This is a genomic window from Caballeronia fortuita (assembly GCF_001544835.2).
GTDB lineage: Bacteria > Pseudomonadota > Gammaproteobacteria > Burkholderiales > Burkholderiaceae > Caballeronia > Caballeronia fortuita.
In genome coordinates this window covers 106,829-133,292 of sequence record NZ_FCNX02000009.1, presented here as the reverse complement: position 1 = coordinate 133,292, position 26,464 = coordinate 106,829, and the positions used below count along the sequence as shown (strand labels likewise).

Below are 26,464 nucleotides of genomic sequence, written 5' to 3'. Positions count from 1 at the left end.
AAAATGCGGCGGCCCCGAAGGACCGCCGCATCGCTGCATCGACTTACTTCTGCTTCAGATCGAAACGGTCGAGGTTCATCACCTTCGTCCAGGCCGCGACGAAGTCGTTGACGAACTTCTCCTTCGCGTCGCTGCTCGCATAGACCTCAGAGAGCGCGCGCAGCACCGAATGCGATCCGAAGACCAGATCGACACGGCTGCCGGTCCACTTGCGCTCACCCGTCTTCCGGTCACGGCCCTCGAACACATCGCGGCGCGACGACAGCGGCTGCCATTCCGTGTTCATGTCGAGCAGATTGACGAAGAAGTCGTTCGTCAGCGTTTCGGGCTTGTCGGTCAGGACGCCGTGCGCGCTCTTGCCGCTCGTCACGTTCAGCGCGCGCAGGCCGCCGATGAGCGCCGTCATCTCCGGCGCGGTCAGCGTCAGCAATTGCGCCTTGTCGATCAACAGCGATTCGACGGGCACGCCCACGTTGCCCTTGACGAAGTTGCGGAAGCCGTCGGCGACCGGTTCGAGCGCCGAGACCGAGAGCACGTCCGTCTGATCCTGCGACGCATCCATGCGGCCCGGCGTGAACGGCACCGTGACCTTCTGGCCGCCCTGCTCCGCCGCCTTTTCGATCGCCGCGCCGCCCGCCAGCACGATCAGATCGGCCAGCGAAATCTTCTTGCCGTCCGACTGCGCGCCGTTGAACTCCGTCTGGATGCCCTCGAGCGTCGAGAGCACCTTGCCGAGCTGCTCGGGATCGTTCGCTTCCCAGTCCTTCTGCGGCGCGAGGCGGATGCGCGCGCCGTTCGCGCCGCCGCGCTTGTCCGAACCGCGGAACGTCGACGCCGACGCCCACGCCGCCGACACCAGATCCGCAACCGAAAGCCCCGACGCCAGCACTTTCTGCTTGAGCGCCGCGACTTCCTGATCGCCGACGAGCGGATGATCGACCGCCGGAATCGGGTCTTGCCACAGCAGTTCTTCCTGCGGCACTTCCGGCCCGAGATAGCGCGCCTTCGGACCCATGTCGCGATGCGTCAGCTTGAACCACGCGCGCGCGAACGCATCCGCGAACTGATCGGGGTTCTCCCAGAAACGCTTCGAAATCTTCGCGTATTCGGGATCGAAGCGCAGCGCGAGGTCGGTCGTCAGCATCGTCGGCTTGATTTTCTTCGACGGATCATGCGCGTGCGGCACGGTTTCGGTCGAATCCTTCGCGACCCATTGATTCGCGCCCGCCGGGCTCTTGGTCAGTTCCCATTCGAAACCGAAGAGGTTTTCCCAGAACCCCTGGCCCCACTTCGTCGGCGTCGTGGTCCAGGTGACTTCCAGGCCGCTCGTAATCGTGTCCGCGCCCTTGCCGCTGCCATAGCTGCTCTTCCAGCCGAGGCCCATGTTTTCCAGATCGGCCGATTCCGGTTCGGGACCGACGTTGTCGGACGGACCTGCGCCGTGCGTCTTGCCGAAGGTATGGCCGCCCGCGATGAGCGCGACGGTTTCCTCGTCGTTCATCGCCATGCGCGCGAACGTTTCGCGGATGTCGTGCGCCGCCGCGAGCGGATCGGGATTGCCGTCCGGGCCTTCCGGATTCACATAGATAAGGCCCATCTGCACCGCGCCGAGCGGATTCTCCAGATTGCGGCCGCCGTCGGTGCGGCTCACTTCTTCGCCGTGCTTCTGTTCGTCGGCGGTGATGACGCCCTGATCCTGGTCGTTGCCCGCCGCGCCTTTGCCGTAGCGGACATCGCCGCCGAGCCAGGTCTTTTCATTGCCCCAGTAGACGTCCTGATCCGGCTCCCACGTGTCTTCGCGTCCGCCCGCGAAGCCGAAGGTCTTGAAGCCCATCGTTTCCAGCGCGACGTTGCCGGTGAGAATGATCAGATCGGCCCACGAGAGCTTCTGACCATATTTCTGCTTGATGGGCCATAGCAGCCGGCGCGCCTTGTCGAGGCTGACATTGTCGGGCCAGCTATTGAGCGGCGCGAAACGTTGCTGACCGCGTCCACCGCCTCCGCGGCCATCGCCGATGCGATAGGTGCCGGCGCTGTGCCACGCCATGCGGATGAACAGCGGGCCGTAATGACCGAAGTCGGCGGGCCACCATTCCTGCGAATCGGTCATGAGCTTGGCGAGGTCTTGCTTGACGGCGGCGAGATCGAGGCTTTTGAATGCTTCGGCGTAGTCGAAGCCCTTGTCGAGCGGATTCGACTTGGCCGAATGCTGGCTCAGCAGATCCACCCGTAGTTGCCGCGGCCACCAGTCACGGTTCGTCGTACCGGTACCGGCGGCATGCGTAAACGGGCACTTCGATTCGTTTGACATGCGTTATCTCCTTGCGAGGACGTATCCACTAGTTGTTCTGCTGCTCACTGCTGGTCCGATAAGGGATTTCGCGGCGTGCGCCGGGCGCGCGCGATGCGACCCGGCAGCCTGATACAACTTAAAAAATACGTGAGAGCGACGCTCAATAGAATGCGATTTTTGCAATGCCGCCGATAGGTGACGGCTATAAGACAGAGCCGCGCATGTTGCAGTGCACGAAAGCGCAATTCGGCACGGGCTTCAGTCTAGCAGCGTCTTGCACGCCTGGCAGGCGATGTGCGCGGCGCGCATTTTTCGTCTCTTTCAACGCAGGCTTTTCGGTTAGTCTTCCGAACGATCAGCTCCAGTCGTCCATGTCGTGCTTGATGCTGTGCCGATTCGCGATCAGCTCGTCGACGCTCGGCTCGTTGTTCATCGCGCGCCGGATCGCGAGCTTCGTCGCCTCGTAGTTCGTGCGATACATGTCCTTCTTGTCGAGATGGAGGTCCGTCGCGCAGCGCGGATCGATCCACACGAGGCTGATGATGCACAGATCGTTCGCCTGATCTTTCGGCAAGATGCCTTCGATGAGGCAATCGACCACCGCATCGGCCGTCGCGGACTGCACCACGCCGCCGAACAGATCGATGTTCGCCATATCCTTCAGCGTCACTTTCGGCACGATCATCGTCGCGGGCCGCACCATCTGGTTGCACGCGCGGATGGCGAACATCGCGGTATGTCCTTTCGATTGCGCCATCATGTTCGCAAACGCATGACCGACCGGCCCATCCACGCGGCCGATGAGAATTTCGGGCATCGCGTCGGTTGCCTGCCCCGCTGCCGCCAGCACGGTTGCTTCGCCTGCGCGGAACGTCAGATCCAGACCCATGTGCATTCTCCTTTGAAGGTTCGACAGACCGAGGGAAAAAGCGAATGCAAAGACGATGCCATTCCCGGCCAGCAAAGCCGCGACGGGTGCGCTCGCCTGTTAATAACGGCAGTCTGCGCTCGCCGCGTGACACACTGTGCGGGGCGTCGTTTTCCCTGTCCTCCCTGTTTCGGGTGGGTGTGCGGCCCCTCGCGCGCACTTAACGTGACAAGCGTGCTGTTGCACTGTCCGCGCGAGCGCGCGACGAAACCCGTTTTGCACCCTGCGGCGGCCTGTCGGGCGCCGCATTTTCGAGCCGATCCGAACATGAATTCTCTCGACGGTTACAGGCCACGCGCGGCGTGGATGACGACCCTGTTGCTCACGGGGCTCGCCCTCATCAACTTTCTCGACAAGATCGTGCTCGGCATGGTCGCCGTGCCGCTCATGCGGGAACTGAACCTGTCGCCGGCGCAATTCGGCGTCGTAGCGGGGAGCTTCTTCTGGCTGTTCGCCGTATCGACCGTGCTGGTCGGCTTCCTGTCGAACCGCGTCCAGACGCGCTGGCTGCTGCTCGCCATGGGCGTGATGTGGGCCGTTCTGCAGGTCCCGCAGGCGCTCTTCGGCAGCATGAGCGCGTTTCTCCTTTGCCGCGTCGTGCTCGGCGCGGCCGAAGGCCCGTTCTATCCCGTGTCCGTGCATGCGCTCTACAAATGGTTCCCCGACGAAAAGCGCAACATGCCCGTCGCGCTGCTGAACCAGGGCGCGATCGTCGGCTTGCTGCTCGCGGGACTGCTGATCCCGGTCATCACGCATCGATGGGGCTGGCGCATGAATTTCATCGTGCTCGGCGTCATCGGTGCGGTGTGGAGCGTGCTGTGGTTGTGCGTCGGGCGCGAAGGCAATCTCGCGCAACGCGCACGCACGCAGTCGGGCAATACGGTCGTCCGGAGCGTGCCGTACCGCAAGCTGCTGAGCAGTCCGTCCGTCCTCAGCGTCTTTATCCTCGGCTTCGCCGCTTACTGGATGATGGGCGCCAACATGACGTGGCTGCCAAGCTACCTCGAAAAAGCGCTCGGCTTTTCGGGCATCACGTCCGGACGCTGCTTCGCGCTCGTGATCGTCACCGCAGCGCCGTTCAGTCTCGGGCTCAGCTGGCTGTCGCAACGCATGCTCGCGCGCGGCGCAACCTCGCGGGCCGCGCGTGTACGCCTCCTGTGCGTCGCCTTCGCCGCTGGCGCCTGCCTCTTCTCCGCGCTGATGCTGCCGGGACTCTCGCCCGCGCAAAAGGTCGCGGTGTTCGCCGTGGCCGGCGCGCTGCCGTCGGTGTGTTTCGCGCTCGCGCCCGCGCTGCTGTCCGAAATCGTGCCCGATGCGCAGCGCGGCGCGCTGATCGGCATTCACACGGCGCTCGCCAGCACGGGCGCCGCGATCGCTCCGATGCTCATCGGCCGGATCGTGCAGACCTACGGCGGCTCGAGTGCGCGCGCGTACGAACTGGGCTTCGCGACGAGCGCGGCGATGCTGGTGCTCGCCGCGCTCGTCGCGTTGCGCTGGCTTCATCCCGAGAGCGCACGACGCGCATCGGACGAGCCGGTCGCGGCCGGCGCGGCCTGAGCAGGTCTAGCGCGTAACCTTCGCCCTGTACGAAAAACGATCGCCGCGAAAGAGCAGTTCGGCGCAGCACAGCGCCTTGCCCTGAATATCGATAGGCGTACACCGCACGCGCAACAGCGGCGTGCCCGGCTCCACCTTCAGCCGCCGCGCTTGCTCCTTCGTGGCGGCAACCGCGGCGCTCTCGGTTTCGAGATGCTTCAGCCGGAACCCGAGGCGCTCCTCGAAGATGCTCATCGCGTCGTTCGTTTCGAGATCCTCGGCAACGAGCGCGGTGACGAGCGCTTCATCGCCCATCACCATGAAAAGCGCCACCGGCACTGCGTCCCACAGCCGCAGGGTCGTCGCACACATGAGCGTGTCGCCGGCCTCCAGCCCGAGCGCGCGCATCGCGAACGCCGGCGGCGCGATCGGCCGCACAGATAGCAGTTCGCCGTGCGCCGTCTGGCCGCGCTTGCGCGCCGCCTCGTAAAAACCGGTCAGTTGCCCGAGGTCGGAGCGCGCCGCCGGACGCGTGACGAAACTTCCCTTCCCGTTGATCTTCTCGATCAGCCCGCTCGCATGCAGTCCGGCGAGCGCCTGGCGGATCGTGATGCGGCTCACACCGTATTGCGCAACGAGGTCGGCTTCCGACGGAAGCTTGACGCCCGGCGCGAGATCGTTGGCGACGATCTGCTGCCGCAACGCTTCTTCGATCTGCCTGAACCGAGGCTGTGTCATGGCGCGCTTTTCCTGTGTGATGAGTAGCAACGATGTCGCGATTGTAGCTGTCATGACAGGTTACGGGTTTTAACCAGTACACCTGTTATGACAGGTAGTGAGACGATGCGGGGAGAATTTTTTCGCGCAACGTCGCATCAACAGGAGGATCGACATGTCGCACGCTGCTCAAGCCATCGAACCACGCAGCTCCAGCCAAACCGCGCAGGAGCACTGGCCATTCACCGTCCGGCAGGCCACGCCTGCGATCGGCGCTTACGTCGGCGATATCGACCTGCGCGAGCCGCTCGACGAACCCACGTATCTCGCGCTGCGCCGTGCGCTCATCCGCTACAAGGTCCTGTTTTTCCGCGATCAGGACCTCACGCCCGCGCAGCATGTCGCGCTCGGCAAACGCTTCGGCAAGCTCGAAGTGCATCCCGTCCTTCCGCGTCATCCCGACCATCCGGAACTCGTCGTGTTCGACAAGTCCGATCAGAAGCGCGGGCGCGAGAACATCTTTCACAGCGACGTGTCCTGGCGCGAAGTGCCGTCGATGGGCTCGATCCTGCGCTGCGTCGAGTGCCCGCCGACAGGCGGCGACACGATCTGGGTGAACATGGCGCTCGCCTACGAGAAGCTGCCCGGCGACATCAAGGCGCGGCTCGAAGGCCTGCTCGCGGTCCACGACCTCTTGCCTCTCTTCGGCGCGGCACTCTCGCCCGAGCAGCGCGTGAGCGTGCGCGCCCAGAATCCGGCGGTCACGCATCCGGTCGTGCGCACGCATCCCGAATCCGGCGAGAAGCTGCTCTTCGTGAACGAAGCATTCACGACGCATTTCGCCAATTACGCGGAGATCGCCGGCTATCGCTTCGGCTTCGATCTCAAGCTGGCCGAAATGGACCTGCTGCAGTATCTGTTCCGCCAGGCCGCCGCGCCGGAATATCAGGTTCGTCTGAAATGGGAAGCCAACACGGTCGCCTTCTGGGACAACCGCTCGACGCATCACTACGCGGTGCAGGACTACTACCCCGCCGTGCGCCGCATGATGCGCGCGACGATCATCGGCGACCGTCCGGTTTGAGCGCGTCATCGAGGAACGGAGAAATCGTGAAAGACCTGAACAAGTTCTATATCGGCGGACGATGGTCCGAACCGTCCGCCGGCGCGCAGTTCGCCGATATTGTGAATCCGGCGACCGAAGAGGTCGTCGGTCGCGTGGCGATGGCGACATCCGCCGACGTCGACTGCGCCGTCGCGGCCGCCCGCGCCGCGTTTCCCGCGTGGTCGCGCACGAGCGTCGATGTGCGCGCCGCACTGCTCGGACGCGTCATGGCGCTCTACAAGGAGCGCCTCGGCGAGCTTGCCGACGCGATCACGACTGAAATGGGCGCGCCCGTATGGCTCGCGCGCGAGAAGCAGGCCCCCGCCGGCCTCGGCCAGCTTCATGGCACGCTGACGGCGCTCCAGGGCTTCCCCTTCGTCACCACGCGCGGCAGCACACAGATCGTGCGCGAGCCAGTGGGCGTCGCTGCGTTGATCACGCCGTGGAACTGGCCGCTCAATCAGATCGCCGCGAAAGTCGCGCCCGCGCTCGCGGCGGGCTGCACCATCGTACTGAAGCCATCGGAGATCACGCCGCTCGACGCCGCGCTCTTCGCCCAGATCATGCACGACGCGGGCGTGCCGGCCGGCGTGTTCAACATGATTTACGGCGATGGCGCGGAGATCGGCGGCGCACTCGCACGTCACCGTCACGTCGACATGGTGTCGATCACCGGATCGACGCGCGCTGGCGTGGACGTCGCGACGAAAGCCGCGCCGACCGTCAAACGCGTCACGCAGGAGCTGGGCGGCAAGTCGCCGAACGTGATTCTCGACGACGCCGATCTGAAGAGCGCCGTCTCGAACGGCGTCGTGTTCTGCATGATGAACTCCGGCCAGACGTGCATCGCGCCGACGCGCATGCTGGTGCCGAAGCACCTTCACGACGCCGCCGCCGCCATCGCCGCGGCGACCGCCAACGCGCTCACGGTCGGCGATCCGGCGCATCCCGATACGAAGCTCGGTCCGATCTCGAACCGGCGTCAGTACGAGCGCGTCCAGCAGATGATTCAGCGCGGCATCGACGAGGGCGCAACGCTCGCGGCGGGCGGTGCCGGCCGGCCCGCGGCGCTCGCGCGCGGCTTCTATGCGCGCCCGACCGTCTTTGCGAATGTGCATAACGACATGCGCATCGCGCGCGAGGAAATCTTCGGGCCGGTCGTCGTGCTTATTCCGTACGCAAGCGAGGATGAAGCGATCGATATCGCCAACGATACGGAGTATGGCCTCGCGGCCTACGTATCCTCGTCCGATCCGGCGCGCGCGCGGCGTGTCGCGCAACATCTGCGCGCGGGCGCGGTGATGCTCAACGGCGCGGCGCTCGACCTGAACGCGCCTTTCGGCGGCTACAAGATGTCGGGCAATGGCCGCGAATTCGGCGAGCACGGCATCTCGGAGTTCCTCGAAACGAAGTCGATCGCCGGATGCGTGTAAGGCACGCCGCCCCGCGCCGGTTCATGACCGGCGCGGGGGCGGCGAAGTGGTGGAAGTGGTGGAAGTGGTTGAGGCGGTTGGATCGGCTGGCGCGCTGCGAAGGAAAAGCGGTCAGAACGTCGAGAGCGTCAGCGTGTTGCGCACGGATTTCACGCCTTGCACGCCCTGCGCCACGCGCGTCGCCTGCTCGATCTGTGCTTGTTCAGGCACCCAGCCTTCCAGCAGAACGTCGCCATTGGTCGCGCGCACGGTGATGCCGCTCGCGCGCATGCCTTTCTCCTTCGCGAGCGCGGTCAGAATGCGCCTGCGCAGCGCGCGATCGGCCGATCTCGATGAAGCCTTGCTCCCGCTCGACGCCGATACCGCCGCCGATGCGCCCGCTGCCGCCGATGCATCCGCCTGTGCGTGCGCGTGAAGCGCGACGCCGAGCGCGGCGACGCCGATCATCAGTTGTCCGGTGCGAATGATTTTCATGATTCGATGTATTGCCATGGTCGTTGTCACGATGTTCGATGCGATGAAAACGGAACGGCGCCACTTGCCGCGCCTGCCGGTGCGGACGAAGCGCGCCAGCGGTGAATCAGAACCGGTGCGACATGCCCACGCCGACGAGCGTCTGGTTCTCGCCGGCGGTGGTCGTGTAGCCGGGCCATGTCGTCGTCGCGAGGCCGTTGTTCTTCATGTAGCCCGCGCGCGCATAAACCGTCGTGCGCTTCGAGAGGCTGTGATCCATGCCGACCTGCACGCCCCAGGTGTTGTCGTGCACGCCGCGCGCGAGACGCTGGAACCCGGCGAGTTCGATGGCGTCGGCGGGCGTCGCCTGGATCGTCGCGCCGATTTCCGCGACGCTGAACGGATGCGCCGCGTTCAGCCGCGCCGCAACCGAGCCGGCGCCGGGATTTTCCGGCTTGTGATAGGTGTAGTTGGCCTGCAGGTTCACGATGCCGATGCGGTACGCGAGCGCCGCCGTGTAGTGCTCGACGGACACGGTATTCACCGAGGCGGGCAGGCCGGGCAGGGTCTTCGACCCCGGATGCTGGAACTGATACGACAGGCCCGCGTAGAGGCCGTAGCCCGAGTAGGTTGCGGCGACATCGAGCATGTTGCCGGTGGACTGCGGATAGGGCTGCGTGACGCTCGCGGCGAGCGCGTACATGCCCCAGACCTGAAATCCGCTGAGATTGGGCGACTTGTAGACGATCGCATTGCTCGAACGTCCGCCGCCCGTTTGCGTGGCGATCGTGTTGCGATCGATGGTATTGGCCGAAGCGGCAAGCGGCGAGAGGATCTCGTTCGCGCGGAACGGATCGGTTGGATAGAGCGACCAGAACGTCGGCTGATATTGCCTGCCGAAGGTGAGCGAGCCGTACTTTTCGTGCGACAGGCCCACCCACGCCTGGCGATAGAACATCGACGAGGAATCGGCGAAGGCGGTGCCGTTGTTGAGGTTGTAGCCGTTTTCCAGCGTGAACACGGCCTTAAGGCCGCTGCCGAGGTCTTCGCTGCCCTTCAGGCCGAACATCGAACCGCTGTTGCCGCCGCTGCGCATCGACCAGGCGTGCTGCCCGCCGTTGTCGAACCATTGAAAAAACCCGTCGGCGACGCCGTAGAGCGTGACGCTCGACTGTGCCGACGCGCCGCCCGCCACGACCGCAAGGGCCACACCGGCAACGCCTTTTCTGATGAACCGCATGTCTGTCTCCTCCTTGTTCGTCGTCTGCCGGCCGCGCGGTCCAAACCGCCCGGCGCACGCTGGCGACCTTCTGATCCCCTCCGGCTCAGTGTCGCAGCCCCTCGCGGCATGACCACTACCCGAAGCGAGTGGGCGCGGGAATACCCCAGTTCGTTCGTTGCCCGAACTACCATTCGAAACGAACCGGTACAAGTGTCTGGTTCCTATATTTCCGCGCGGGGGACTACGCGTGTTTCCCTAGCGCGCGCGGTGCGCCGTGAACGCTAGAATCGTCCGACGCAAATCGAGCCCGGCCGTGCGCGTACAGCCGGAGTGCCGTCCCATTTCGAAAGAAGCAGGTGCGTGATGAATGAAACGATCTTCCTTCGCATTCCGGATCATGCCGATGATCGCGCCGGCCCCTCGTCCGCACCGGCCGATCGCGCGTGCGGCTCGCCGCGCGTATCGACGCGCATCGTGGGCCGCGAGCGGCTCATCGGCCAGCTCGTCGAATCGCGGCGCAAGCGCTGCATCGTGATGCAGGGCCCGGCGGGCTACGGCAAGACGACGGCGCTCATCGCGTGGCGCGAGGCGCTGTATCCGCTCGCGTTTCAGGTTGCGTGGCTCACGCTGTCGGAGGAAATCGACGACCTCGCCCGCTTTCTCGACGCGCTCGCCGCGAGCCTGGCACAAGTCGATCCGGCCATTGCGGGCGACGCCGCGCTGCTCGGCGGACGCGGCATGGACGACGAAGCCATCGAGCGCACGATCATCGCGCTCGTACGCGGCATCGCGAGCCGCCAGGGCGATCTCGTGCTCGTGCTCGACGACCTTCATCGGCTGACAGACCCGCGCTGCCATCAATCGCTGCAATGGCTCCTCGATTACGCGCCGTCGAATCTTCACGTCGCGCTGGCGTCGCGCGGGGCGATTCCGCTGTCGGTCGGCCGCATCCGCGACGAAGGTTTGCTGCTCGAACTCGACATGCGCGATCTGCGCTTCTCGGTGGCGGAATCGCATGCGTTCCTGAAGTCGCAGCTGCGCGAGATCAGCCCGCGCGACGCGCGCCGGATGCACGAAATGACCGACGGCTGGATCGCCGGCCTGCAATTGCTCGTGGTGAGCGCAAAGCGCGGCAATGTCGCGCCGAAGCATCTCGTGCCGGACGGCGCGTTCACGAGCGCGCCGCTGCTCGGCATCCACTCCTTTGCGGAATATTTCTCCCGCGAAGTGCTGTCGAGGCTCGCGGCGAACGAGTGCGAGCTGCTCGTGCGCATGGCCGTGTGCGAGCGGCTCTGCGCGCCGCTGTGCGTCGCGCTGATCGGCGCCGAGGATCGTCCCGCCGACGTGCTCAGGCTGCTCGCGCGCCTCGAAAGCGACAATCTCTTTCTCGCGCCGGCCGGCCACGACGCGCATCACGCGTGGTATCGCCTGAATCCGCTCTTTCGCGAGACCCTGCTCGAGCGCTTTCGCGCACGCAGCGAGGCGCAGCGGCGGCAGGTGCATCGCGACGCGTGGCAGTGGTTCCGCGCGCACGATCACGTCGACGAAGCCGTGCGTCACGCGGTGCTCGCGGGCGAGTGCGCGGCCGCGGCGAACCTCGTCGCGCACGTCGCGCACGGCCTGCAGGCGCGCGGCGAGTTGCGCAGGATCGTGGCGCTGATGCGTCTGTTGCCGCCGGCCGAGATCCAGGCGCGCGTCGGGCTGCGGCTCTGGATGATCCATCTGCATCTCTACAACCGCGAGTTCGACGCTTGCGCGTGCGCGCTGGAACGGCTTCGCGCCGATCTCGCACCCGACGACACCTTGTCGCACTATCGGTTGATGCTGCTGCAAGGCGCGCTCGCGGTGCAGCGCGACGACCTCGACGCGGCGTGCGCGCTGCTGCCGCGACTGCACGCGCTGCCCGATGACGCGCCCGGCGTCACCATCGGCGCGCGCAACAATCTGCTGTCGTGGATTCACACGCTGCGCGGCGAATACGAGGATGCGCGTCGCAGCCAGGCGGAGCGCGCGCCCCTGCTCGCCGACGGCACGCCGCTCACGGGCACGCCGGCGGGCGTGCTGAGCGGACGCGCGCTCGTGGGATTCGGCCATCTGCTCGAAGGCGATCTCCTGCGCACCGAGCGCGTGTGCCGCGACGTGCTCCACGAAGCCGAACCGCGCCGCGGCGCCGCAGCCGAAGCGTCCGCGCTCGCCACCGCGCTGCTCGGCGAAGTGCTCTACGAATCGGGCGACGCGGACCAGGCGCGCAGACTGCTCGAAGAACGTCTCGACGTCATCGAACGGGTATCGTTTCCGGATGCCGTGACGAGCGTGCTCACGGTTTTGTCGGCGTCGCATTGGCTGGCGGGCCATCGGCTCGATGCGATCGCGTGTCTCGATCGCCTCGAGGACTATGCCGCCAGGCACGAACTGCGCCGCGCGCTCGCATATTGCGGGGGGCAGCGCGTGCGGCGCGATCTGCAAAGCGGCCAGTTCGACGCCGCGCATGCGGGCCTCGCGCGGCTCGACGAACTGATCGCGCGGGCCGGATCACGCGCGCACGAGGCCGATTTGCGCTTCGTGGCCCAACTGGCGCATATCGACTGGCGGCTCGCGCACGAGGACTTCGACGCGGCGGCGCATGCGCTGACGCCGCTCATCGCGTTGTGCCGCGAGCGCGGCTGGCAGCGGCGAGCCGTGTCGCTCGACGTGCGCAAGGCCGTCACGGCGCACTATCGCGGCGACGCGGCCAACGCGCGCAAGCTCATGCTGGAGGCCGTGCGCCACGGACATCGGCTGCGTCTCGTACGTACGCTGCTCGACGCCCATCCCGCCGCGCTGGAATTGACCAGCCGCGTTTGCGAGGAGAATCAGCAGGACGGGGTGTTGCAGTTCTACGCGGATCGTCTGCGCGACGCGCACGCATGCGCCACGGCGAAACGGGCCACCACACCAGGAACCGCGGGCGCGCGCTCGGTCGACTCGAAAGCCTCGGATATTTTGAGCGTGCGCGAATCGAAAGTCCTGAGCCTGCTCGCGCAGGCTTTGCCGAACAAGAAGATCGCCCGGACGATGGGCATCTCGCCCGAGACGGTGAAGTGGCATCTTAAGAACATCTACGGCAAGCTCGGCGTGTCGAGCCGCGACGAAGCCGTCGCGCGCTCGCGCGACCTCGCCCTTAGCGACGGAGCGTGATGTCCGCCGCGCGGATCTTACGCCGTGAGCGCGCGGGAGCTTGCGCCGGCCGGCAGATTCGCGAGCACGTCGGCGTGATGGTCTGCATCGCCCAGGCGCAGCGACGCCGCCGTCAGCGCCTTGAAGTAGTCGCCCACCGGCAGTTCCGCCGTGACACCCATGCCGCCATGCAACTGCACGGCCTGCTCGCCGACGAAGCGCGCCGCCTGACTCACGATCAGCTTGGCCGACGAGATCATGCGGCACCGCTCGACCGCGTCCGGATGGTCGATGGCCGATGCGGCGAGATGCGCCATCGACACGGCCAGTTCCTTCTGCACGGCCATGTCCGCGATGCGATGCCGCAACGCCTGAAAGCGCGCGAGCGGCTGGCCGAACTGCTTGCGCATGTTCAGATATTCGGCCGTCATTTCGATCAGGCGCTCCAACGCGCCCGCGCTCGCCGCACACAGCGCGGCGATGCCGAGTTCGAGCGCGGTTTCGAGCATCGCTGCGCCGTGCGTGCCGTCGCCGATCATCGCGCTTTCCGGCACGCGGACCGCCTTCAATGTCACGTGCGCGTCGCGGGCGCCGTCGAGCGCCGGATACGGGCGCATCGACACACCCGCGGCGGTCGACGGCACGACGAACAGCGACACCGCCTGCGCCGACGCGTTCCACGCCGACACGATCAGCGATCGCGCCGTCTCGCCGTGCCACACGTGAACCTTCTCGCCGTCGAGCTGGAAACCGTCGGCATGCGCTTGCGCGAGCGTCGATGGCCGCGCGAAATCGTATCGCGTGCACGTCTCCTGATAGGCAAGCGTCATGATTTCCCGGCCCTCGGCGATGGGCGGCAGCCACGCTTCGCGCTGCGTTTCGGTGCCGTGTCGCTGAATCAGTCCTGCCGCCATGACCGCGCACGCAATGAGCGGCTCCGGCAGCAAGGCGCGGCCTGCTTCGAACTGCACCGCGAACGTGTCGGTAGCGTCGGCGTCGAACCCGCCGTATTCGGCGCCGATCACGAGACCGAGCACGCCGAATTCCGCGTAAGTCCGCCACGCGTCGCGGCTGAAGCCGTTTGCGTGACGGCGCGTCTCCAGCGGATAGCGTTCCTCGATGAAGCGCCGCAAGCTGTCGGCGAGCTGGCGCTGTTCTTCGCTGTATGAAAAGTCCATGTCCGGCCTCACGCGTCGATGACCGCTTTCGCGATGATTTCTTTCTGCACTTCGTTCGTGCCGCCGTAGATGGTCGGTTTGCGCATCTCCAGATAGAAGCTGCCGACGCCCGCGCCGTGGGCGGGTCCGGGCGTCCATCCGTCGAAGCCGTCGGCAAGCCAGTCCGGCGAGAAGGGCAACGCATCCGGCCCGGCGATGTCGAGTTGCAAGGCCGACAGCCGCTGCTGCAGCTCCGAGCCGCGAATCTTCAGGATCGACGATTCCATGCCCGCGCCGCGCTGGCTCGCCTGCGACGCGACGCGCATCAGCAGCATTTCGAGCGCGAGCACCTCGGCCTCGATGCGGGCAATCTTCTCGCGCACGCGCACGTCTTCCGCAAGCGGCTTGCCGTGCCTGCGTTCGCGCAGCGCCTGCGCCTTCACGTAGTTCAGCTCGCGCCTGCACGCGCCGATCCCCGCGATGCCCGTGCGCTCGTGACCGAGCAGATACTTTGCGTAGGTCCAGCCGCAGTTTTCCTCGCCGACGAGATTGCCGGCCGGCACGCTCACTTCATCGAGGAACACCTCGTTGACATCGGCGCGGCCTTCGAGTGTGCGGATCGGGCGCACGGTGACGCCCGGGCTTTTCATGTCGATCAGGAGCAGCGAGATGCCGCTTTGCTGTTTCGCCTCGGGATCGGTGCGCACGAGGCAGAACATCCAGTTCGCGTGCTGTGCGTAGGTGGTCCAGGTCTTCTGTCCGTTCACGATGTAGCGTGCGCCGTCGCGCACCGCCCGCGTCTTGAGCGAGGCGAGATCCGAGCCCGCGCCCGGCTCCGAATAGCCTTGGCACCACCAGTCCTCCGCCGTCGGAATGCGCGGGAGGAACCGCGCCCGTTGCGCCGCGCTCGCAAACTTCATGAGCACGGGTCCGATCATCTTGAGTCCGAAAGGAAGCTGGTTGGGGGCGCCCGCGATGCCGCATTCGATATCGAACAGAAGCCGCTGCATCGGGCTCCAGCCCGTGCCGCCGAACTCGGCCGGCCACCCCGGCGCGCCCCAGCCGCGCTGGTTCAGGATGCGTTGCCAGCGAACGAGATCTTCGGCGTCGAGATGGCGGTGACCGAGCACCTTGTCGCGCAGATCGAGGGGCAGGCTTTCGCGCAGAAAGCGGCGCACTTCGTCGCGGAACGCGAGATCCGCGTTGGAATAGCTGAGATTCACTGGACTGTCTCCTCGACGCGCGATTCACCGACATCGCCCGCCTCTACCGATGCGCCTTGAGCGGCTTCACGTCGTGCCGGCTGTTGATAGCAAGATACGCTGCCGCACCGCAGGCGCCGCCACCCGACTTGGGTGGTCGCCGCCTTGCGCACAAGCCGTATGCTTCAGGAAAACGGCACACACTCGTCGGCTGTCGAGGATGCCAAACACGCAGAGGAGACAAGCGTAATGACTACGCCAGAAGCAGGCGGCGCGACGAAGCCGCGGTATCGTCCCGTACGCTTCCCGCAACGCCGAACGATTGTCGAGCGCCGCGCCGGCGGCACGCTGATTCTTCGTTGCGACCGCGCATTGCCCGACATCGCGCAGCGCTCCTTCGCCGACTTCATTCCCAACTGGGCCGCCGAGCGCGGCGACACGCCGGCCTTCTGCGAGCGCGCGCCAGATGGTGCATGGCGCACGTTGAGCTGGCGCGATCTGTGGCGGCAGGTGCGCTCGGTCGGCGCCGCACTCCTCGACATGGGCCTCGGCCCGAAGCGCCCCCTGATGCTGCTGTCGGGGAATTCCATCGAGCAGGCAGTCGCGCTGCTCGCCGCCGAATACGCCGGCATTCCGAGCGCCCCGGTTTCGCCTACCTACGCGCTGCTCAGCAAGGACTTCGGCCGGCTCAAGGCAATTTGCGAGCGCGTGCCGCCCGGCGCGGTGTTCGTACAGGAAACCGGACAGTACGCGCGCGCGCTCGCGGCGCTCAGCGCGGCGGACGCGCCCGACGTGCCCGTCATCGCCGTGAACGGGGCGCAGGCGGGACACTTCGCGTGGGACACGCTCAGCGCCACGCCGCTATCGGACGCGCGGCAGCAGGCGCTCGAGCACGCACATGCCGCGATCCGCGACGACGACACCGCGCGCGTGCTCTTCACCTCCGGCTCGACCGGCGCGCCGAAGGGCGTGCGGCTCACGTACCGCAATCTGCGCGCGGTTGCCGCCTACTTCGCGGACAGCTTCGCGTGGCTGCTCGACGCGCAACCCGTATTCCTCGACTGGCTGCCGTGGCATCACGGCCTGGGCGGCGTGCTGCATCTCGGCCGCGCGGTCGAATTCGGCGCGACGCACTACATCGACGACGGCCGTCCAGTGCCCGGCATGTTTGAGCGCACGGTGCGCAATTTGCGCGAAGTGTCGCCGACGATCTTCACGAGCGTCCCCTCCGCGTGGACCGTGCTCGCCACCGAACTCGAACGCGACCCGCAACTCGCAAGAAGCCTTTTCGCAAACGCGAGTTTCTTCGGCTACGGCGGCGCGAGCATGCCCGCCGATGTGTGGACGCGCATCCAGAACGTCGCGCAAAAGACCATCGGCGAGCGCATTACGTTCTGCACCGGTCTCGCATCGACGGAAACGTCCGGCATGGGCACATATTGCGGCTGGCCGACGGACGCGCCCGGCAACATCGGCACGCCCGCGCTCGGCTCCGAAGTGAAGCTCGTGCCGCTCGAAGGCACCGATGGACGTTACGAAATCCGCATGCGCGGCCCGAACGTGTTCGGCGGCTATATCGGCCAGCCGGAACTGACGGAGGCGGCGTTCGACGAGGAAGGCTTCTTCCGTTTCGGCGATGCCGTGCGTCTCGCCGATCCCGACGATGCCTCGAAGGGCATGGAATTCGCGGGCCGCACCGTCGAGGATTTCAAGCTCGCGAACGGCAGTTGGGTCCGCACCGGCGCGCTGCGGCTCGCGCTCGTCGATTGCTGCGCCCCGCTGCTCTCGGACGCCGTGATCTGCGGTCATGACCGCGACTATCTCGCCGCACTCGCCTGGCCGAACGTCGCGGCCTGCCAGCGGCTCGCGCCCGAGCTCGCGTCGCTCGACGCGAAGGCGCTCGTCGTCCATCCGATCGTCGTCGGCGCGCTGCGCGAGCGGCTCGCGCGGCAAAAGCCCGCCGGCGCCACGCTCGTCATCGAACGGCTGATGGCGATGGCCGAACCGCCGTCGCTCGACGCCAACGAAATCGCCGACAAGGGTTACGTCAATCAGGCCACCACGCGCGCGCGCCGCGCGCATCTGATCGAAGAACTGTACGCAAACGATCCGGCGCCGCACATCGTCCGCGCGCATCCCTAGCCAACACGAGGAGTTCGTCATGCACATCAATCGCACCGTCTTTCGAGACGATCATGAAATGCTTCGCACTACTGCGCGACGATTCTTCGATCGCGAATGCGTTCCGCGCCAGGCGGAATGGGACAAGGCCGGCCGCGTGGATCGCGAGACCTGGCTGAAGGCGGGCCGTCAGGGGCTGCTGTGCGTGTCGATTCCAAGCGAATACGGCGGCGGCGGCGGCGACTACGGGCATGTCGTCGTGGTCAACGAGGAAATGACGCGCGCGGGCGTGAGCGGGCCGGGCTTCGCGGTGCATTCGGACATCGTGGCGCCGTATATCGCGCGCATCGGCAACGAGGAGCAAAAGCAGCGCTGGCTGCCGCGTATCTGCACCGGCGAACAGATCCTCGCCATCGCGATGACCGAACCCGGCACCGGCAGCGACCTGAAAGCGGTGCGCACGAGCGCGCGCCGCGAGGGCGACCACTATGTCATCAACGGCAGCAAGACCTTTATCACGAACGGCCTGAACGCCGATCTCGTCGTGGTGGTCTGCACGACCGATCCCACGGCGGGCGCGAAGGGCGTGAGCCTGATCGTCGTCGAAGCGACGCGCGCAGGCTTCCGGCGCGGCCGCAAGCTCGACAAGATCGGCATGCACGCGCAGGACACTTCCGAACTCTTCTTCGACGACGTGCGCGTGCCGGTCGAGAACCGTCTCGGCGAGGAAGGCAAGGGCTTCGCCTATCTGATGGCCGAGTTGCCGCAGGAGCGCCTGAATATTGCGATCGGCGCGGCGGCGCGGCTCGAAACCTGCCTCGAACACACGCTGAACTACGTGAAGGACCGGCGCGCCTTCAACCAGACCGTGTGGGACTTCCAGAACACCAAGTTCAAGCTGGCCGACATCAAGGCGCAGGCCATCGCAGTGCGGTTGATGGTCGATCACTATCTCGAAGTGCATCTGAGCCGCCGTCTCACGCTGGAGGAATCCGCGATCGCGAAGCTCTACGCGACGGAAACGCTCGGCAAGGCACTTGATGAAATGGTGCAACTGCATGGCGGCTACGGCTACATGCTCGAGTACCCGATCGCCCGCGCGTTCGTCGATGCCCGCGTGTCACGCATCTACGGCGGCGCGAGCGAGGTGATGCGCGATCTCATCTCGCGCAAGCTGTGAATCCGTCGAATCCTCAATCAGCGAAGGAGAGAAGCACATGAGCCGCAAAGTGTATGTCGCGGGTGTCGGCATGATCCCGCTCAAGAAGCCGGGTACGAGCGAAACCTACGACGTGATGGGCGAGATCGCCATCCGCGACGCGCTCGGCGACGCCGGCCTCGACTTCAGGGCCGTTCAGCAGGCGTACGCCGGCTACGTGTACGGCGACTCGACGTGCGGACAGAAGGCGCTGTATCGCGTCGGCATGACGGGCATTCCGGTCATCAACGTGAACAACAACTGCGCGACAGGCTCGTCGGCGCTCTGGCTCGCGCGCCAGGCCGTGGAGAGCGGCGCGGTCGATTGCGCGCTCGCCGTCGGCTTCGAATTCATGCAGCCGGGCGCGTTGTCGTCGAAATGGAATGATCGCGCGCCCGCGCTGGAACGCGCGCTCGACCTGACCAACAAGCTCGTCGGTCACACCGAGATTCCCACGGCGATCCGCCAGTTCGCGGGCGCAGGGCTCACGCACATGCGCAAGTACGGCACGAAACTCGAGACGTTCGCCCGCATCCGCGCGAAGGCGAGCCAGCACGCGGCGCGCAATCCGCTCGCGGTGTTTCGCAATGTCGTGTCGACCGAAGACGTGATGAACGCGCCCATGCTCTGGGAAGGCGTCCTCACGCGTCTGATGGCGTGCCCGCCCACGTGCGGCGGCGCGGCGGCGATCGTCGTGTCCGAAGCCTTCGCGCGCAAGCACGGGCTGCGTACCGACGTGCTGATCGCCGGGCAGTCGCTCGCCACCGATCTGCCGAGCACGTACGAAGCGGACGACATGATCCGCGTCGTCGGCTTCGACATCACGCGCAATGCCGCCGCGCGCGCCTACGAGCAGGCGGGCGTCGGCCCCGAAGACATCGACGTCGTCGAGCTGCACGACTGCTTCGCGCAAAACGAGCTGCTGACCTATGAAGGACTCGGCCTGTGCAACGAAGGCGAAGGCGAGCGCCTCGTCATGAATGGCGACAACACGTACGGCGGCAAGTGGGTCGTCAATCCGTCGGGCGGCCTGCTCTCGAAGGGCCATCCGCTCGGCGCGACGGGCCTCGCGCAATGCTACGAGCTTACGCATCAGTTGCGCGGCACGGCGGGCGACCGTCAGGTGAAGGACGCCAGGCTCGCGCTCCAGCATAATCTCGGGCTGGGCGGCGCGGGCGTCGTCACCATCTACAAGCGGACCGTCTGATGATGATCGACAGGAAACATATCGGCATGCGTCTGCCGGTTTTCACGGCGTCGACCGACGCGTGGCGGCTCCGCTTTTTCGCGAAGGCGATCGGCGAGACGAACCCGATCTATTTCGACGATGCCGCCGCGCGCGACGCCGGCCATGCCGCGCTGCCGCTGCCGCCCACGTTCCTGTTCTCGCTCGAGTTCGAACAGCCTTCGACGGCATGGCGCGACGAGCTGGGCATCGTGTCGTCGCGCATCCTGCACGGCGAGCAGTCGTTCGAGTATCACCGCATGGCATACGCGGGCGACCTCCTTCGCTATGAAGGCCGTATCGCCGATATTTACGACAAGAAGAACGGTGCGCTGTGGTTCATCGTGCGCGAGACGCGGGTAACGAACCAGCGCGGGGAGCACGTGGCGGATCTGCGCAGCGTCATCGTCCAGCGATAAGCGAGGAAATACGGATGGGCCACATCAGTTTCGATTCGATCCAGGTCGGCGACACTTTGCCGCCACTTACGCTCGCCCCGGTTGGGCGCACGACGCTCGCGCTGTTCGCGGGCGCATCGGGCGATCACAACGCCATTCACATCGACACCGACTATGCGCGCCGCGCCGGCACACCAGACGTATTCGCGCACGGCATGTTGTCGATGGCGTGGCTTGGGCGGCTACTGACGTCGTGGGTCGAGCAGCGGCAGTTGCGCGCGTTCGGCGTGCGCTTCGTCGGCATCACGCAACTCGGGCACGTCGTGACGTGTACGGGCAAGGTCACCGAAAAATTCGAAGCCGCGGGCGAGCGACGCGTGCGGCTGGAAATCCAGACAGTCAATCAATATGGCGAACCGCGCGTGCTCGGCGACGCGGTCATCGCGCTCTGATTTCATACAGGAACACATCATGGGCAAGCTCGAAGGCAAAGTGGCACTGGTGACCGGCTCGGGTCGCGGCATCGGTCAGGCGATCGCGAAGAAGCTCGCGAGCGAAGGCGCGCGGCTCGTCATCAACGATCTCGACGCCGAACCTGCGCAAGAGACCGTCGAACTGTTGCGCCAGCAAGGCGTCGATGCGGTCGCGTGCGTCGGCAACGTTTCCGCGCCGGATTTCGCGGACCGCTTCGTCGGCACGGCGATGAACACGTTCAAGGGCATCGACATCATCGTGAACAATGCGGGGTTCACGTGGGACGACGTCGTGCAGAAGATGACCGACGAACAGTGGTAAGCGATCATCGACTGCCATCTCACGGCTCCGTTTCGCATCCTGCGCGCGGCGTATCCGCATATCAAGGCGCTGCACGCCGCGGATAAGGAAGCCGGTCGCGAGAACTATCGGAAAATCGTGAATATCTCGTCGACATCCGCGCTGAACGGAAATGCCGGGCAGATGAACTATTCGTCCGCAAAGGCGGGCGTGATCGGCATGACGCGCGCGCTGGCTCGCGAATGGGGCCGCTTCAATGTCAATGTCAATTGCGTCGCGTTCGGACTGATTCATACGCGCATGACCGTGAGCACCGAGGACGCGGCGTCCGTGAAGATCGACGGGCGCGATATCCGGGTGGGCCTGAACGCCGAGATGCTGAAATCGCACGCGCAGCGCAATCCGCTGGGCCGCGGCGGCACGCCGGATGAGGCGGCGGGTGGCGTTTATCTTTTCTGCTCGCCGGAATCCAATTACATCACCGGACAGACCGTCGCCGTGGCTGGCAATCTGCAATAGAGCTGTCGATTTCCAAGTGCGTGTGCTGCGTTGGCACGTTCGGTCTGTCCGGACGTGCTTTTTTATTGTGCTGGCAAATTGATCGGAGTGCTTTGCTTGATCCAGAAATAACCGTGCGTGCCAATTTCCGGTCATTGTTTCGCAAATAGCAGGATGACTGAGTATTAAGTACGGGGTGGAACGCTCGGCCGTCCGGCAAAAACTGCTGAATAACCCTTGCACCAATCTGGCAATAGTCAATGACCCTAATGCGTGCATGCCATGCACCAAGTAGAATCCCAAGGCCATTCATCGCTCTACTGAAAAACTCCGCGGCCTGGAGTTCCAATACATGCAAGCACCGCCAAAAATCAGCGTCCTGCTACCCGTGTACAAAGTCGAGCCGTACATCCAAGAATGTCTCGACTCACTTCTGTCACAAACCTCCACCGACTTCGAGATTATTGCCGTCGACGACAGCAGTCCTGACCGCTCCGGGGAAATGACTTCCCGCATTCTGGAGAAGCAAAACAGAATTCCTTGGAAGCTTATTAAAAATCTCGAAAACAAGGGCCTGGCCGAAACTCGCAAGATCGCTGCATTGGCGGCACGCGGCGAGTATGTTCTTTGCGTCGACAGCGACGATCATATTCACCATGACACCATCCGCCGCGTCATCAACGAAGCCGAAGCGCACAATGCGGACGTCGTGGTCTTCGCCGCAGAAAACATCACGCCGGACGGCAAGGTCAATTACCGCGTCGAGACGGGCGACGCCGTTATCAGCGGCATGCAGGCAGTCGAGAAGATTCTCGATCTGTCGCTGCAGGCATATTGCTGTAACAAACTTGTGCGCCGTTCGATTTTTCTCGCTGTCGAGCATCCGACCGGGCTGATCTACGAAGATATTTGCGTGTCCGTCCAGACGCTCGGCAATTCGAAGATCGTGCGGCTGATGCCCGATACCCTGTATTCGTACATGTATCGCGAAACGGGTATTTCGACGCGCTTCAATCCGAATATCGTGGATCTCTTCGCCATCATCGATCGCGTGGAGAAAATCACCGCGTCGATGCCGATACCGAACTATCGGCGGCTGCTATTCCGATTGAAGTACATCTTTGCCTATCGCACGATTGCTTTTCAGGCGGCGATCAAGGCCCCGACCTATCGGCTCGCGAAGCCGATCCTTTGCAGCGTGTCGGAGAAACTGCGGGTCGCGCACTTGCTCGGCATGTACTCGGATCATCGGCCGAAGCTGTCGATCGTCATGGCGATGCTCAAGATTCATCCGTGGATCTTCTATTGCTTCGTTCGGAAATTCGGACGAAGGTAGCTTCCGATGGAAACGGCCGCGTGGCTCGCGGCCGTTTTGCGGCCGCCGCGCGGACGGTCATTGTTGCGTTTCGAATCCGATTCCGCTCGCCTGAAGGCACGTCAGTTCCGCTTCATCCATGCCCCAATCGAGCAGCGCATCGCGCCCGCCTTCGCCGCGCCGCGGCGCAGGACGCACGATCGCCGAGGGCGTCGCGGAAAATTTCGGCGAAGGGGCCGGCTGCACGACGCCGTCGAACTTGACAAAACTTCCGCGCGCCTCGTGCTGCGGGTGCGACGCCGCCTCGGTGAATCCGAGCACCGGCGCCACGCACGCATCGCTGCCTTCGAATATGCGGCACCATTCGTCGCGCGTGCGCTCGGCGAACGCCGCCGCAAACCTCGCACGCAATATCGGCCATCCGGCGCGATCGTGCTGCGCGGGCAAATTCGCGCCGGCAAGTTCGAGCTTGTCCAGCAACTGCGCGTAAAAGCGCGCCTCTACCGCGCCCACCGACATGTAATGTCCATCGCGGGTGCGATAGCTGTCGTACCACGGCGTGCCGCCGTCGAGCAGGTTGTTCCCGCGCGCCTCGCGCCAGTTGCCCGACGCGATCAATCCCCAGAAGGTGGTGCCCAGTTGCGCGGCGCCTTCGATCATCGCGGCATCGACCACCTGACCTACGCCCCCGCGTTGAGCGTGAAAAAGCGCGGCCACGACGCCGAGCGCGAGCAGCATGCCGCCGCCGCCATAGTCGCCGACGAGATTCAGCGGCGGCACCGGCGACTCGCCCGCGCGGCCGATTCCCGACAGCACGCCTGACAACGCGATGTAGTTCAGGTCGTGCCCCGCGCGCTGCGCGAGCGGCCCCGTCTGTCCCCAGCCCGTCATGCGCCCATACACGAGCTTCGGGTTACGCGCGAGCGCCTGGTCGGGACCGATGCCGAGACGCTCCATCGTGCCCGGCCGAAAGCCTTCGATGACGATGTCCGCCTTCGACATCAACCCGAGCGCGGCCTCGGCGGCTTCGCGCTTCTTCAGATCGAGCGTGATCGAGCGCCGGCCGCGTGCCGTCAGATTCTTGTGCTTGCCGCTGATCTTGGGTCCGAGATCGTCCGGCGCGACCGGCCGATCCACGCGCAACACGTCCGCTCCCATGTCGGCGAGCAGCATGCAGCCGAACGGCGCAGGACCGATCGCCTCGAATTCCAGGACCCGAACTCCGCTCAATACGCCCATTTGCCCGCCTCCGGTTTGAAAGTGATTCGATTGCATCAGTAGGCCAGACGCGCAAACGCGCGGCGCCACCCGCATCGGGTAGACTGCGCTGACGTTCATCCGCGCTCGATCAGCGAATCCGATGCTCTCTCTTTCTCCACGCGACACCGCCATGCTCGGCGGCGATCTCGGCGATGGCCTCGCGCTCGCGATGCGTATCGTCGCGGCGACGGCGCGCGTCATGGACGCCCACGCGCTCATCGATATTTCATCGGCGCATATCGACGGATGTCTGTATCACGGCGCGGCGAGCCTCGATTTCGTCGAGCGCTTCGTCGCGAGCGGCGCGCGCGTCGCCGTGCCGACGACGCTCAACGTCGGCTCGCTCGATCTCATCCATCCCGAACTCTTTCGCGGCACCGCCGATATCGCGAGCGCGGGCAAGCGCCTCATGCAGGCGCATCTCGAACTCGGTTGCGAAGCGAGCTTCACGTGCGCGCCGTATCAATTGAAGCATCGTCCGAAGCTCGGCGATCAGATCGCGTGGGCGGAATCGAACGCAATCGTCTTCGCGAACTCCGTGCTCGGCGCGCGCACGAGCCGATACGGCGATTTCCTCGATCTCGCCGCCGCGATCACCGGCCGCGTGCCCGACGCCGGCCTGCACGTCACGGCGAATCGCGCGGCGCGCATCGTGATCGCGGCGCCCGATCTTCGCGCGTCGCCGCATCGCGATGCCGACTTCGCCGCGCTCGGCTTTCTGCTCGGCAGCATCGCCGGCGCGACGGTGGCCGCCATCACCGGCCTGCCCGACGACACCACCGAGGACGAGCTGAAAGCGCTCGGCGCGGCGGCGGCATCGAGCGGATCGGTGGCGCTGTTCCATGCGGTCGGCATTACGCCGGAAGCCGCGACGCTCGATGCCGCGTTGCAAGGCCGCGCGCCCGAGCGCACGCTCGCGTTGAGCGCCGCCGATCTTCACGCGGTGCGCGCACGCTGGTCGCATGCGCGGCCCGGCGATGCCCTCGCCGCCGTCGCGCTCGGCACGCCGCACTTTTCCGTCGATGAATTCCGCGCGCTCGACGCACTTTTCGATGGTCACGAAGGCGCGCCGCGCTGCGATGTCTACGTGAACACGAGCCGCTACGTGCTTTGGCAACTCGAAGAAGAAGGCATCGCGCAGAATCTCACGGAGCGCGGCGTGCAGATCGTCGTCGATACGTGCACGTACATCACGCCGGTCATGAAGCAGATCAGCGGCCTCGTGATGACCAACTCGGGCAAATGGGCGCACTATGCGCCGGCGAATATCGGCGTGACGGTCGCGTTCGGCAGCATGAGCGAATGCGTGCGATCCGCGTTCGAAGGAAAGGTGTGCATCGATGAACACGTTTGAAGCCGTCACGCTCGTTCCGGGCCACGCGCGCGCACCTGTCATCGCGTTGCCGCCGCTCAGCTTCTGGGGCGGCTACGACGCTGAGCGCGGCCTGATCGTGGATGCCACGCATGACGGTCACGGCCAGAGCCTCGCATCGCGCGTGCTCGTCATGCCGCGTGCGCGCGGATCGAGTTCGAGCAGCAGCGTGCTCGCGGAAAGCTTGCGCAACGGCACCGGGCCAGCGGGCATCGTGCTCACGGAGCGCGATCTGATTCTGTCGATAGGCGCGATCGTCGCGAACGAACTCTATGCGTCGAACGTGCCGGTCGTGATGGTCGATGAAGCCGCGTTCGCGCGCATCGCCGCCGCCGGCGATGCTCACATAGAAATCGATGCGGGCGATGAGGGCAATGCAGCGAGCGTAAGAATCATCGCGCCATGATCGTTTCGACGACGGAGATGATCTGCTGCGCCGCCGTCTTCACGTGCTGTTCGAGCAGCTTCGCGCCGAGCTTCGCGTCGCGCTTCCTGCATGCGTCGATCAGGTTCATGTGCTCTTCGTGCGACTGCTCGCGGATCGGCACCTGCACGACCTGAAAGCGAAAGTAGCGGTCGCTGCGGTCGTGCAGCACGCGCAGCATCTGCAATGTGATGTCGCGCCGCGCGGGCAGATAGAGCGTTTCGTGGAGACGCCAGTTCAGTTGACCCCACACGCCGGAGTCGGCATCGTCCATGTCCTCGACGAGCTTTTCCGCCTTCGCGATCTCGGCATCGGTGATATGCGGGATCGCCTGCGAGAAGAGCCACGGCTCCAGACGCAGGCGAATCTCGAACGTTTCCTGGACCTCTTCTATGGACAGTTCCGCGACATACGCGCCCTTGTGCGGCACCTTGGTCAGCAAGCCTTCGCCCGTCAACCGCGTGATTGCTTCGCGGATCGGCACGCGGCTCACGCCGAGTTCGTCGGCGAGCGCCTCCTGACGCAGCACTTCGCCGGGCGCGAGATCGCCCGACAGAATGCGCTGCCGGATCGCGGTCGTGACGAGTTCGACCGTCGTCGTGCGCACGATCCTGTGCGTGCTGTCGCTCTCTGTTCGAAGCGGTTTGTTCGCGACCGGAGGCATGTTCTTATCGTGC

Annotated in this window: 21 protein-coding genes and 1 pseudogene; 13 read left to right on the top strand and 9 right to left on the bottom strand. The window is 65.3% G+C overall.

Annotated elements, in window-relative coordinates; translation table 11 throughout:
- Positions 1-43: 43 nt before the first annotated feature.
- A complete protein-coding gene (katG, locus tag AWB77_RS18505; protein ID WP_061135904.1) occupies positions 44-2,311 on the bottom strand; it encodes a catalase/peroxidase HPI in 2,268 nt (755 codons plus the stop codon).
- Between the two features lie 337 nt (positions 2,312-2,648).
- Complete coding sequence (gene fae / locus AWB77_RS18500; RefSeq protein WP_061135903.1) at positions 2,649-3,182, bottom strand: formaldehyde-activating enzyme; 534 nt, start codon at positions 3,180-3,182, stop codon at positions 2,649-2,651.
- Between the two features lie 306 nt (positions 3,183-3,488).
- Between fae and AWB77_RS18495 the strand changes: the two genes are divergently transcribed.
- On the top strand, positions 3,489-4,778 hold the full coding sequence (locus AWB77_RS18495; RefSeq protein WP_061135902.1) for an MFS transporter: 1,290 nt from the start codon (positions 3,489-3,491) through the stop codon (positions 4,776-4,778).
- 6 nt (positions 4,779-4,784) lie between these two features.
- Here AWB77_RS18495 and AWB77_RS18490 read toward each other — a convergent pair whose 3' ends face one another.
- A complete protein-coding gene (locus AWB77_RS18490) occupies positions 4,785-5,495 on the bottom strand; it encodes a GntR family transcriptional regulator (RefSeq protein WP_061135901.1) in 711 nt (236 codons plus the stop codon).
- Between the two features lie 154 nt (positions 5,496-5,649).
- Here AWB77_RS18490 and AWB77_RS18485 point away from each other — a divergent pair, with 154 nt between their 5' ends.
- Together AWB77_RS18485 and AWB77_RS18480 are read left to right on the top strand one after the other, a co-directional pair.
- A complete protein-coding gene (locus tag AWB77_RS18485; RefSeq protein WP_061135900.1) occupies positions 5,650-6,558 on the top strand; it encodes a TauD/TfdA dioxygenase family protein in 909 nt (302 codons plus the stop codon).
- Between the two features lie 26 nt (positions 6,559-6,584).
- Positions 6,585-8,012, top strand: coding sequence for an aldehyde dehydrogenase family protein (locus tag AWB77_RS18480; RefSeq protein WP_061135899.1), 1,428 nt, complete (start codon positions 6,585-6,587; stop codon positions 8,010-8,012).
- Positions 8,013-8,123: 111 nt separating this feature from the next.
- On the opposite strand, the gene AWB77_RS18475 is transcribed toward AWB77_RS18480, so the two are convergent.
- Both AWB77_RS18475 and AWB77_RS18470 read right to left on the bottom strand, forming a co-directional pair.
- A complete protein-coding gene (locus tag AWB77_RS18475) occupies positions 8,124-8,486 on the bottom strand; it encodes a BON domain-containing protein (RefSeq protein WP_061135898.1) in 363 nt (120 codons plus the stop codon).
- A 106-nt stretch (positions 8,487-8,592) separates the two neighbouring features.
- Positions 8,593-9,705: a porin gene (locus AWB77_RS18470; RefSeq protein ID WP_061135897.1), complete on the bottom strand. Its 1,113-nt coding sequence runs from the start codon at positions 9,703-9,705 to the stop codon at positions 8,593-8,595.
- 345 nt (positions 9,706-10,050) lie between these two features.
- Here AWB77_RS18470 and AWB77_RS18465 point away from each other — a divergent pair, with 345 nt between their 5' ends.
- Entirely contained in the window at positions 10,051-12,864 is a 2,814-nt protein-coding gene (locus tag AWB77_RS18465; RefSeq protein WP_061135896.1) for a winged helix-turn-helix domain-containing protein, read from the top strand.
- A 17-nt stretch (positions 12,865-12,881) separates the two neighbouring features.
- On the opposite strand, the gene AWB77_RS18460 is transcribed toward AWB77_RS18465, so the two are convergent.
- Together AWB77_RS18460 and AWB77_RS18455 are read right to left on the bottom strand one after the other, a co-directional pair.
- Positions 12,882-14,021: an acyl-CoA dehydrogenase family protein gene (locus AWB77_RS18460; protein ID WP_061135895.1), complete on the bottom strand. Its 1,140-nt coding sequence runs from the start codon at positions 14,019-14,021 to the stop codon at positions 12,882-12,884.
- Positions 14,022-14,029: 8 nt separating this feature from the next.
- Positions 14,030-15,223, bottom strand: a complete 1,194-nt coding sequence (locus AWB77_RS18455; protein WP_061135894.1) for an acyl-CoA dehydrogenase family protein — start codon at positions 15,221-15,223, stop codon at positions 14,030-14,032.
- A gap of 228 nt (positions 15,224-15,451) precedes the next feature.
- Between AWB77_RS18455 and AWB77_RS18450 the strand changes: the two genes are divergently transcribed.
- The 7 genes and pseudogenes from AWB77_RS18450 (at position 15,452) to AWB77_RS18420 (ending at position 22,752) form a co-directional block, all read left to right on the top strand.
- Positions 15,452-17,344 carry a feruloyl-CoA synthase gene (locus AWB77_RS18450; protein WP_061135893.1) on the top strand — a complete coding sequence of 631 codons (1,893 nt, stop codon included), beginning with the start codon at positions 15,452-15,454 and terminating at the stop codon, positions 17,342-17,344.
- 19 nt (positions 17,345-17,363) lie between these two features.
- Positions 17,364-18,503: an acyl-CoA dehydrogenase family protein gene (locus AWB77_RS18445; protein ID WP_061135892.1), complete on the top strand. Its 1,140-nt coding sequence runs from the start codon at positions 17,364-17,366 to the stop codon at positions 18,501-18,503.
- Positions 18,504-18,540: 37 nt separating this feature from the next.
- Positions 18,541-19,728, top strand: a complete 1,188-nt coding sequence (locus tag AWB77_RS18440) for a lipid-transfer protein (RefSeq protein WP_061135891.1) — start codon at positions 18,541-18,543, stop codon at positions 19,726-19,728.
- A 2-nt stretch (positions 19,729-19,730) separates the two neighbouring features.
- Positions 19,731-20,165 carry a MaoC family dehydratase N-terminal domain-containing protein gene (locus AWB77_RS18435; RefSeq protein WP_061136065.1) on the top strand — a complete coding sequence of 145 codons (435 nt, stop codon included), beginning with the start codon at positions 19,731-19,733 and terminating at the stop codon, positions 20,163-20,165.
- Positions 20,166-20,179: 14 nt separating this feature from the next.
- The gene (locus AWB77_RS18430) at positions 20,180-20,596 is read left to right on the top strand and encodes a MaoC family dehydratase (protein ID WP_061135890.1); all 417 of its coding nucleotides are present in this window, start codon (positions 20,180-20,182) and stop codon (positions 20,594-20,596) included.
- A gap of 19 nt (positions 20,597-20,615) precedes the next feature.
- Positions 20,616-21,437, top strand: a pseudogene (locus tag AWB77_RS18425) (SDR family NAD(P)-dependent oxidoreductase).
- 331 nt (positions 21,438-21,768) lie between these two features.
- Positions 21,769-22,752, top strand: a complete 984-nt coding sequence (locus AWB77_RS18420; RefSeq protein WP_061135889.1) for a glycosyltransferase family 2 protein — start codon at positions 21,769-21,771, stop codon at positions 22,750-22,752.
- Between the two features lie 57 nt (positions 22,753-22,809).
- Here AWB77_RS18420 and AWB77_RS18415 read toward each other — a convergent pair whose 3' ends face one another.
- Positions 22,810-23,970, bottom strand: coding sequence for a CaiB/BaiF CoA transferase family protein (locus tag AWB77_RS18415; RefSeq protein WP_061135888.1), 1,161 nt, complete (start codon positions 23,968-23,970; stop codon positions 22,810-22,812).
- A 121-nt stretch (positions 23,971-24,091) separates the two neighbouring features.
- On the opposite strand from AWB77_RS18415, the gene AWB77_RS18410 reads away from it, so the two are divergent.
- Together AWB77_RS18410 and AWB77_RS18405 are read left to right on the top strand one after the other, a co-directional pair.
- Positions 24,092-25,345, top strand: coding sequence for an aconitase X (locus AWB77_RS18410; RefSeq protein WP_061135887.1), 1,254 nt, complete (start codon positions 24,092-24,094; stop codon positions 25,343-25,345).
- Positions 25,332-25,769 (top strand): aconitase X swivel domain-containing protein, encoded by a 438-nt coding sequence (locus tag AWB77_RS18405; protein ID WP_061135886.1) that lies wholly within the window; start codon positions 25,332-25,334, stop codon positions 25,767-25,769. Before AWB77_RS18410 ends, AWB77_RS18405 begins: the two co-directional genes overlap by 14 nt.
- On the opposite strand, the gene AWB77_RS18400 is transcribed toward AWB77_RS18405, so the two are convergent.
- Positions 25,756-26,451 carry a GntR family transcriptional regulator gene (locus tag AWB77_RS18400; RefSeq protein ID WP_061135885.1) on the bottom strand — a complete coding sequence of 232 codons (696 nt, stop codon included), beginning with the start codon at positions 26,449-26,451 and terminating at the stop codon, positions 25,756-25,758. The genes AWB77_RS18405 and AWB77_RS18400 overlap by 14 nt on opposite strands.
- Positions 26,452-26,464: the final 13 nt, after the last annotated feature.

Excerpts from the sequence above, each read along its gene's own strand:
- katG (WP_061135904.1), bottom strand. The coding sequence starts at position 2,311 with ATGTCAAACGAATCGAAGTGCCCGTTTACGCATGCCGCCGGTACCGGT.
- fae (WP_061135903.1), bottom strand. The coding sequence starts at position 3,182 with ATGGGTCTGGATCTGACGTTCCGCGCAGGCGAAGCAACCGTGCTGGCG.
- AWB77_RS18495 (WP_061135902.1), top strand. The coding sequence starts at position 3,489 with ATGAATTCTCTCGACGGTTACAGGCCACGCGCGGCGTGGATGACGACC.
- AWB77_RS18490 (WP_061135901.1), bottom strand. The coding sequence starts at position 5,495 with ATGACACAGCCTCGGTTCAGGCAGATCGAAGAAGCGTTGCGGCAGCAG.
- AWB77_RS18485 (WP_061135900.1), top strand. The coding sequence starts at position 5,650 with ATGTCGCACGCTGCTCAAGCCATCGAACCACGCAGCTCCAGCCAAACC.
- AWB77_RS18475 (WP_061135898.1), bottom strand. The coding sequence starts at position 8,486 with ATGAAAATCATTCGCACCGGACAACTGATGATCGGCGTCGCCGCGCTC.
- AWB77_RS18470 (WP_061135897.1), bottom strand. The coding sequence starts at position 9,705 with ATGCGGTTCATCAGAAAAGGCGTTGCCGGTGTGGCCCTTGCGGTCGTG.
- AWB77_RS18465 (WP_061135896.1), top strand. The coding sequence starts at position 10,051 with ATGAATGAAACGATCTTCCTTCGCATTCCGGATCATGCCGATGATCGC.
- AWB77_RS18460 (WP_061135895.1), bottom strand. The coding sequence starts at position 14,021 with ATGGACTTTTCATACAGCGAAGAACAGCGCCAGCTCGCCGACAGCTTG.
- AWB77_RS18450 (WP_061135893.1), top strand. The coding sequence starts at position 15,452 with ATGACTACGCCAGAAGCAGGCGGCGCGACGAAGCCGCGGTATCGTCCC.
- AWB77_RS18445 (WP_061135892.1), top strand. The coding sequence starts at position 17,364 with ATGCACATCAATCGCACCGTCTTTCGAGACGATCATGAAATGCTTCGC.
- AWB77_RS18440 (WP_061135891.1), top strand. The coding sequence starts at position 18,541 with ATGAGCCGCAAAGTGTATGTCGCGGGTGTCGGCATGATCCCGCTCAAG.
- AWB77_RS18435 (WP_061136065.1), top strand. The coding sequence starts at position 19,731 with ATGATCGACAGGAAACATATCGGCATGCGTCTGCCGGTTTTCACGGCG.
- AWB77_RS18430 (WP_061135890.1), top strand. The coding sequence starts at position 20,180 with ATGGGCCACATCAGTTTCGATTCGATCCAGGTCGGCGACACTTTGCCG.
- AWB77_RS18420 (WP_061135889.1), top strand. The coding sequence starts at position 21,769 with ATGCAAGCACCGCCAAAAATCAGCGTCCTGCTACCCGTGTACAAAGTC.
- AWB77_RS18415 (WP_061135888.1), bottom strand. The coding sequence starts at position 23,970 with ATGGGCGTATTGAGCGGAGTTCGGGTCCTGGAATTCGAGGCGATCGGT.
- AWB77_RS18410 (WP_061135887.1), top strand. The coding sequence starts at position 24,092 with ATGCTCTCTCTTTCTCCACGCGACACCGCCATGCTCGGCGGCGATCTC.
- AWB77_RS18405 (WP_061135886.1), top strand. The coding sequence starts at position 25,332 with ATGAACACGTTTGAAGCCGTCACGCTCGTTCCGGGCCACGCGCGCGCA.
- AWB77_RS18400 (WP_061135885.1), bottom strand. The coding sequence starts at position 26,451 with ATGCCTCCGGTCGCGAACAAACCGCTTCGAACAGAGAGCGACAGCACG.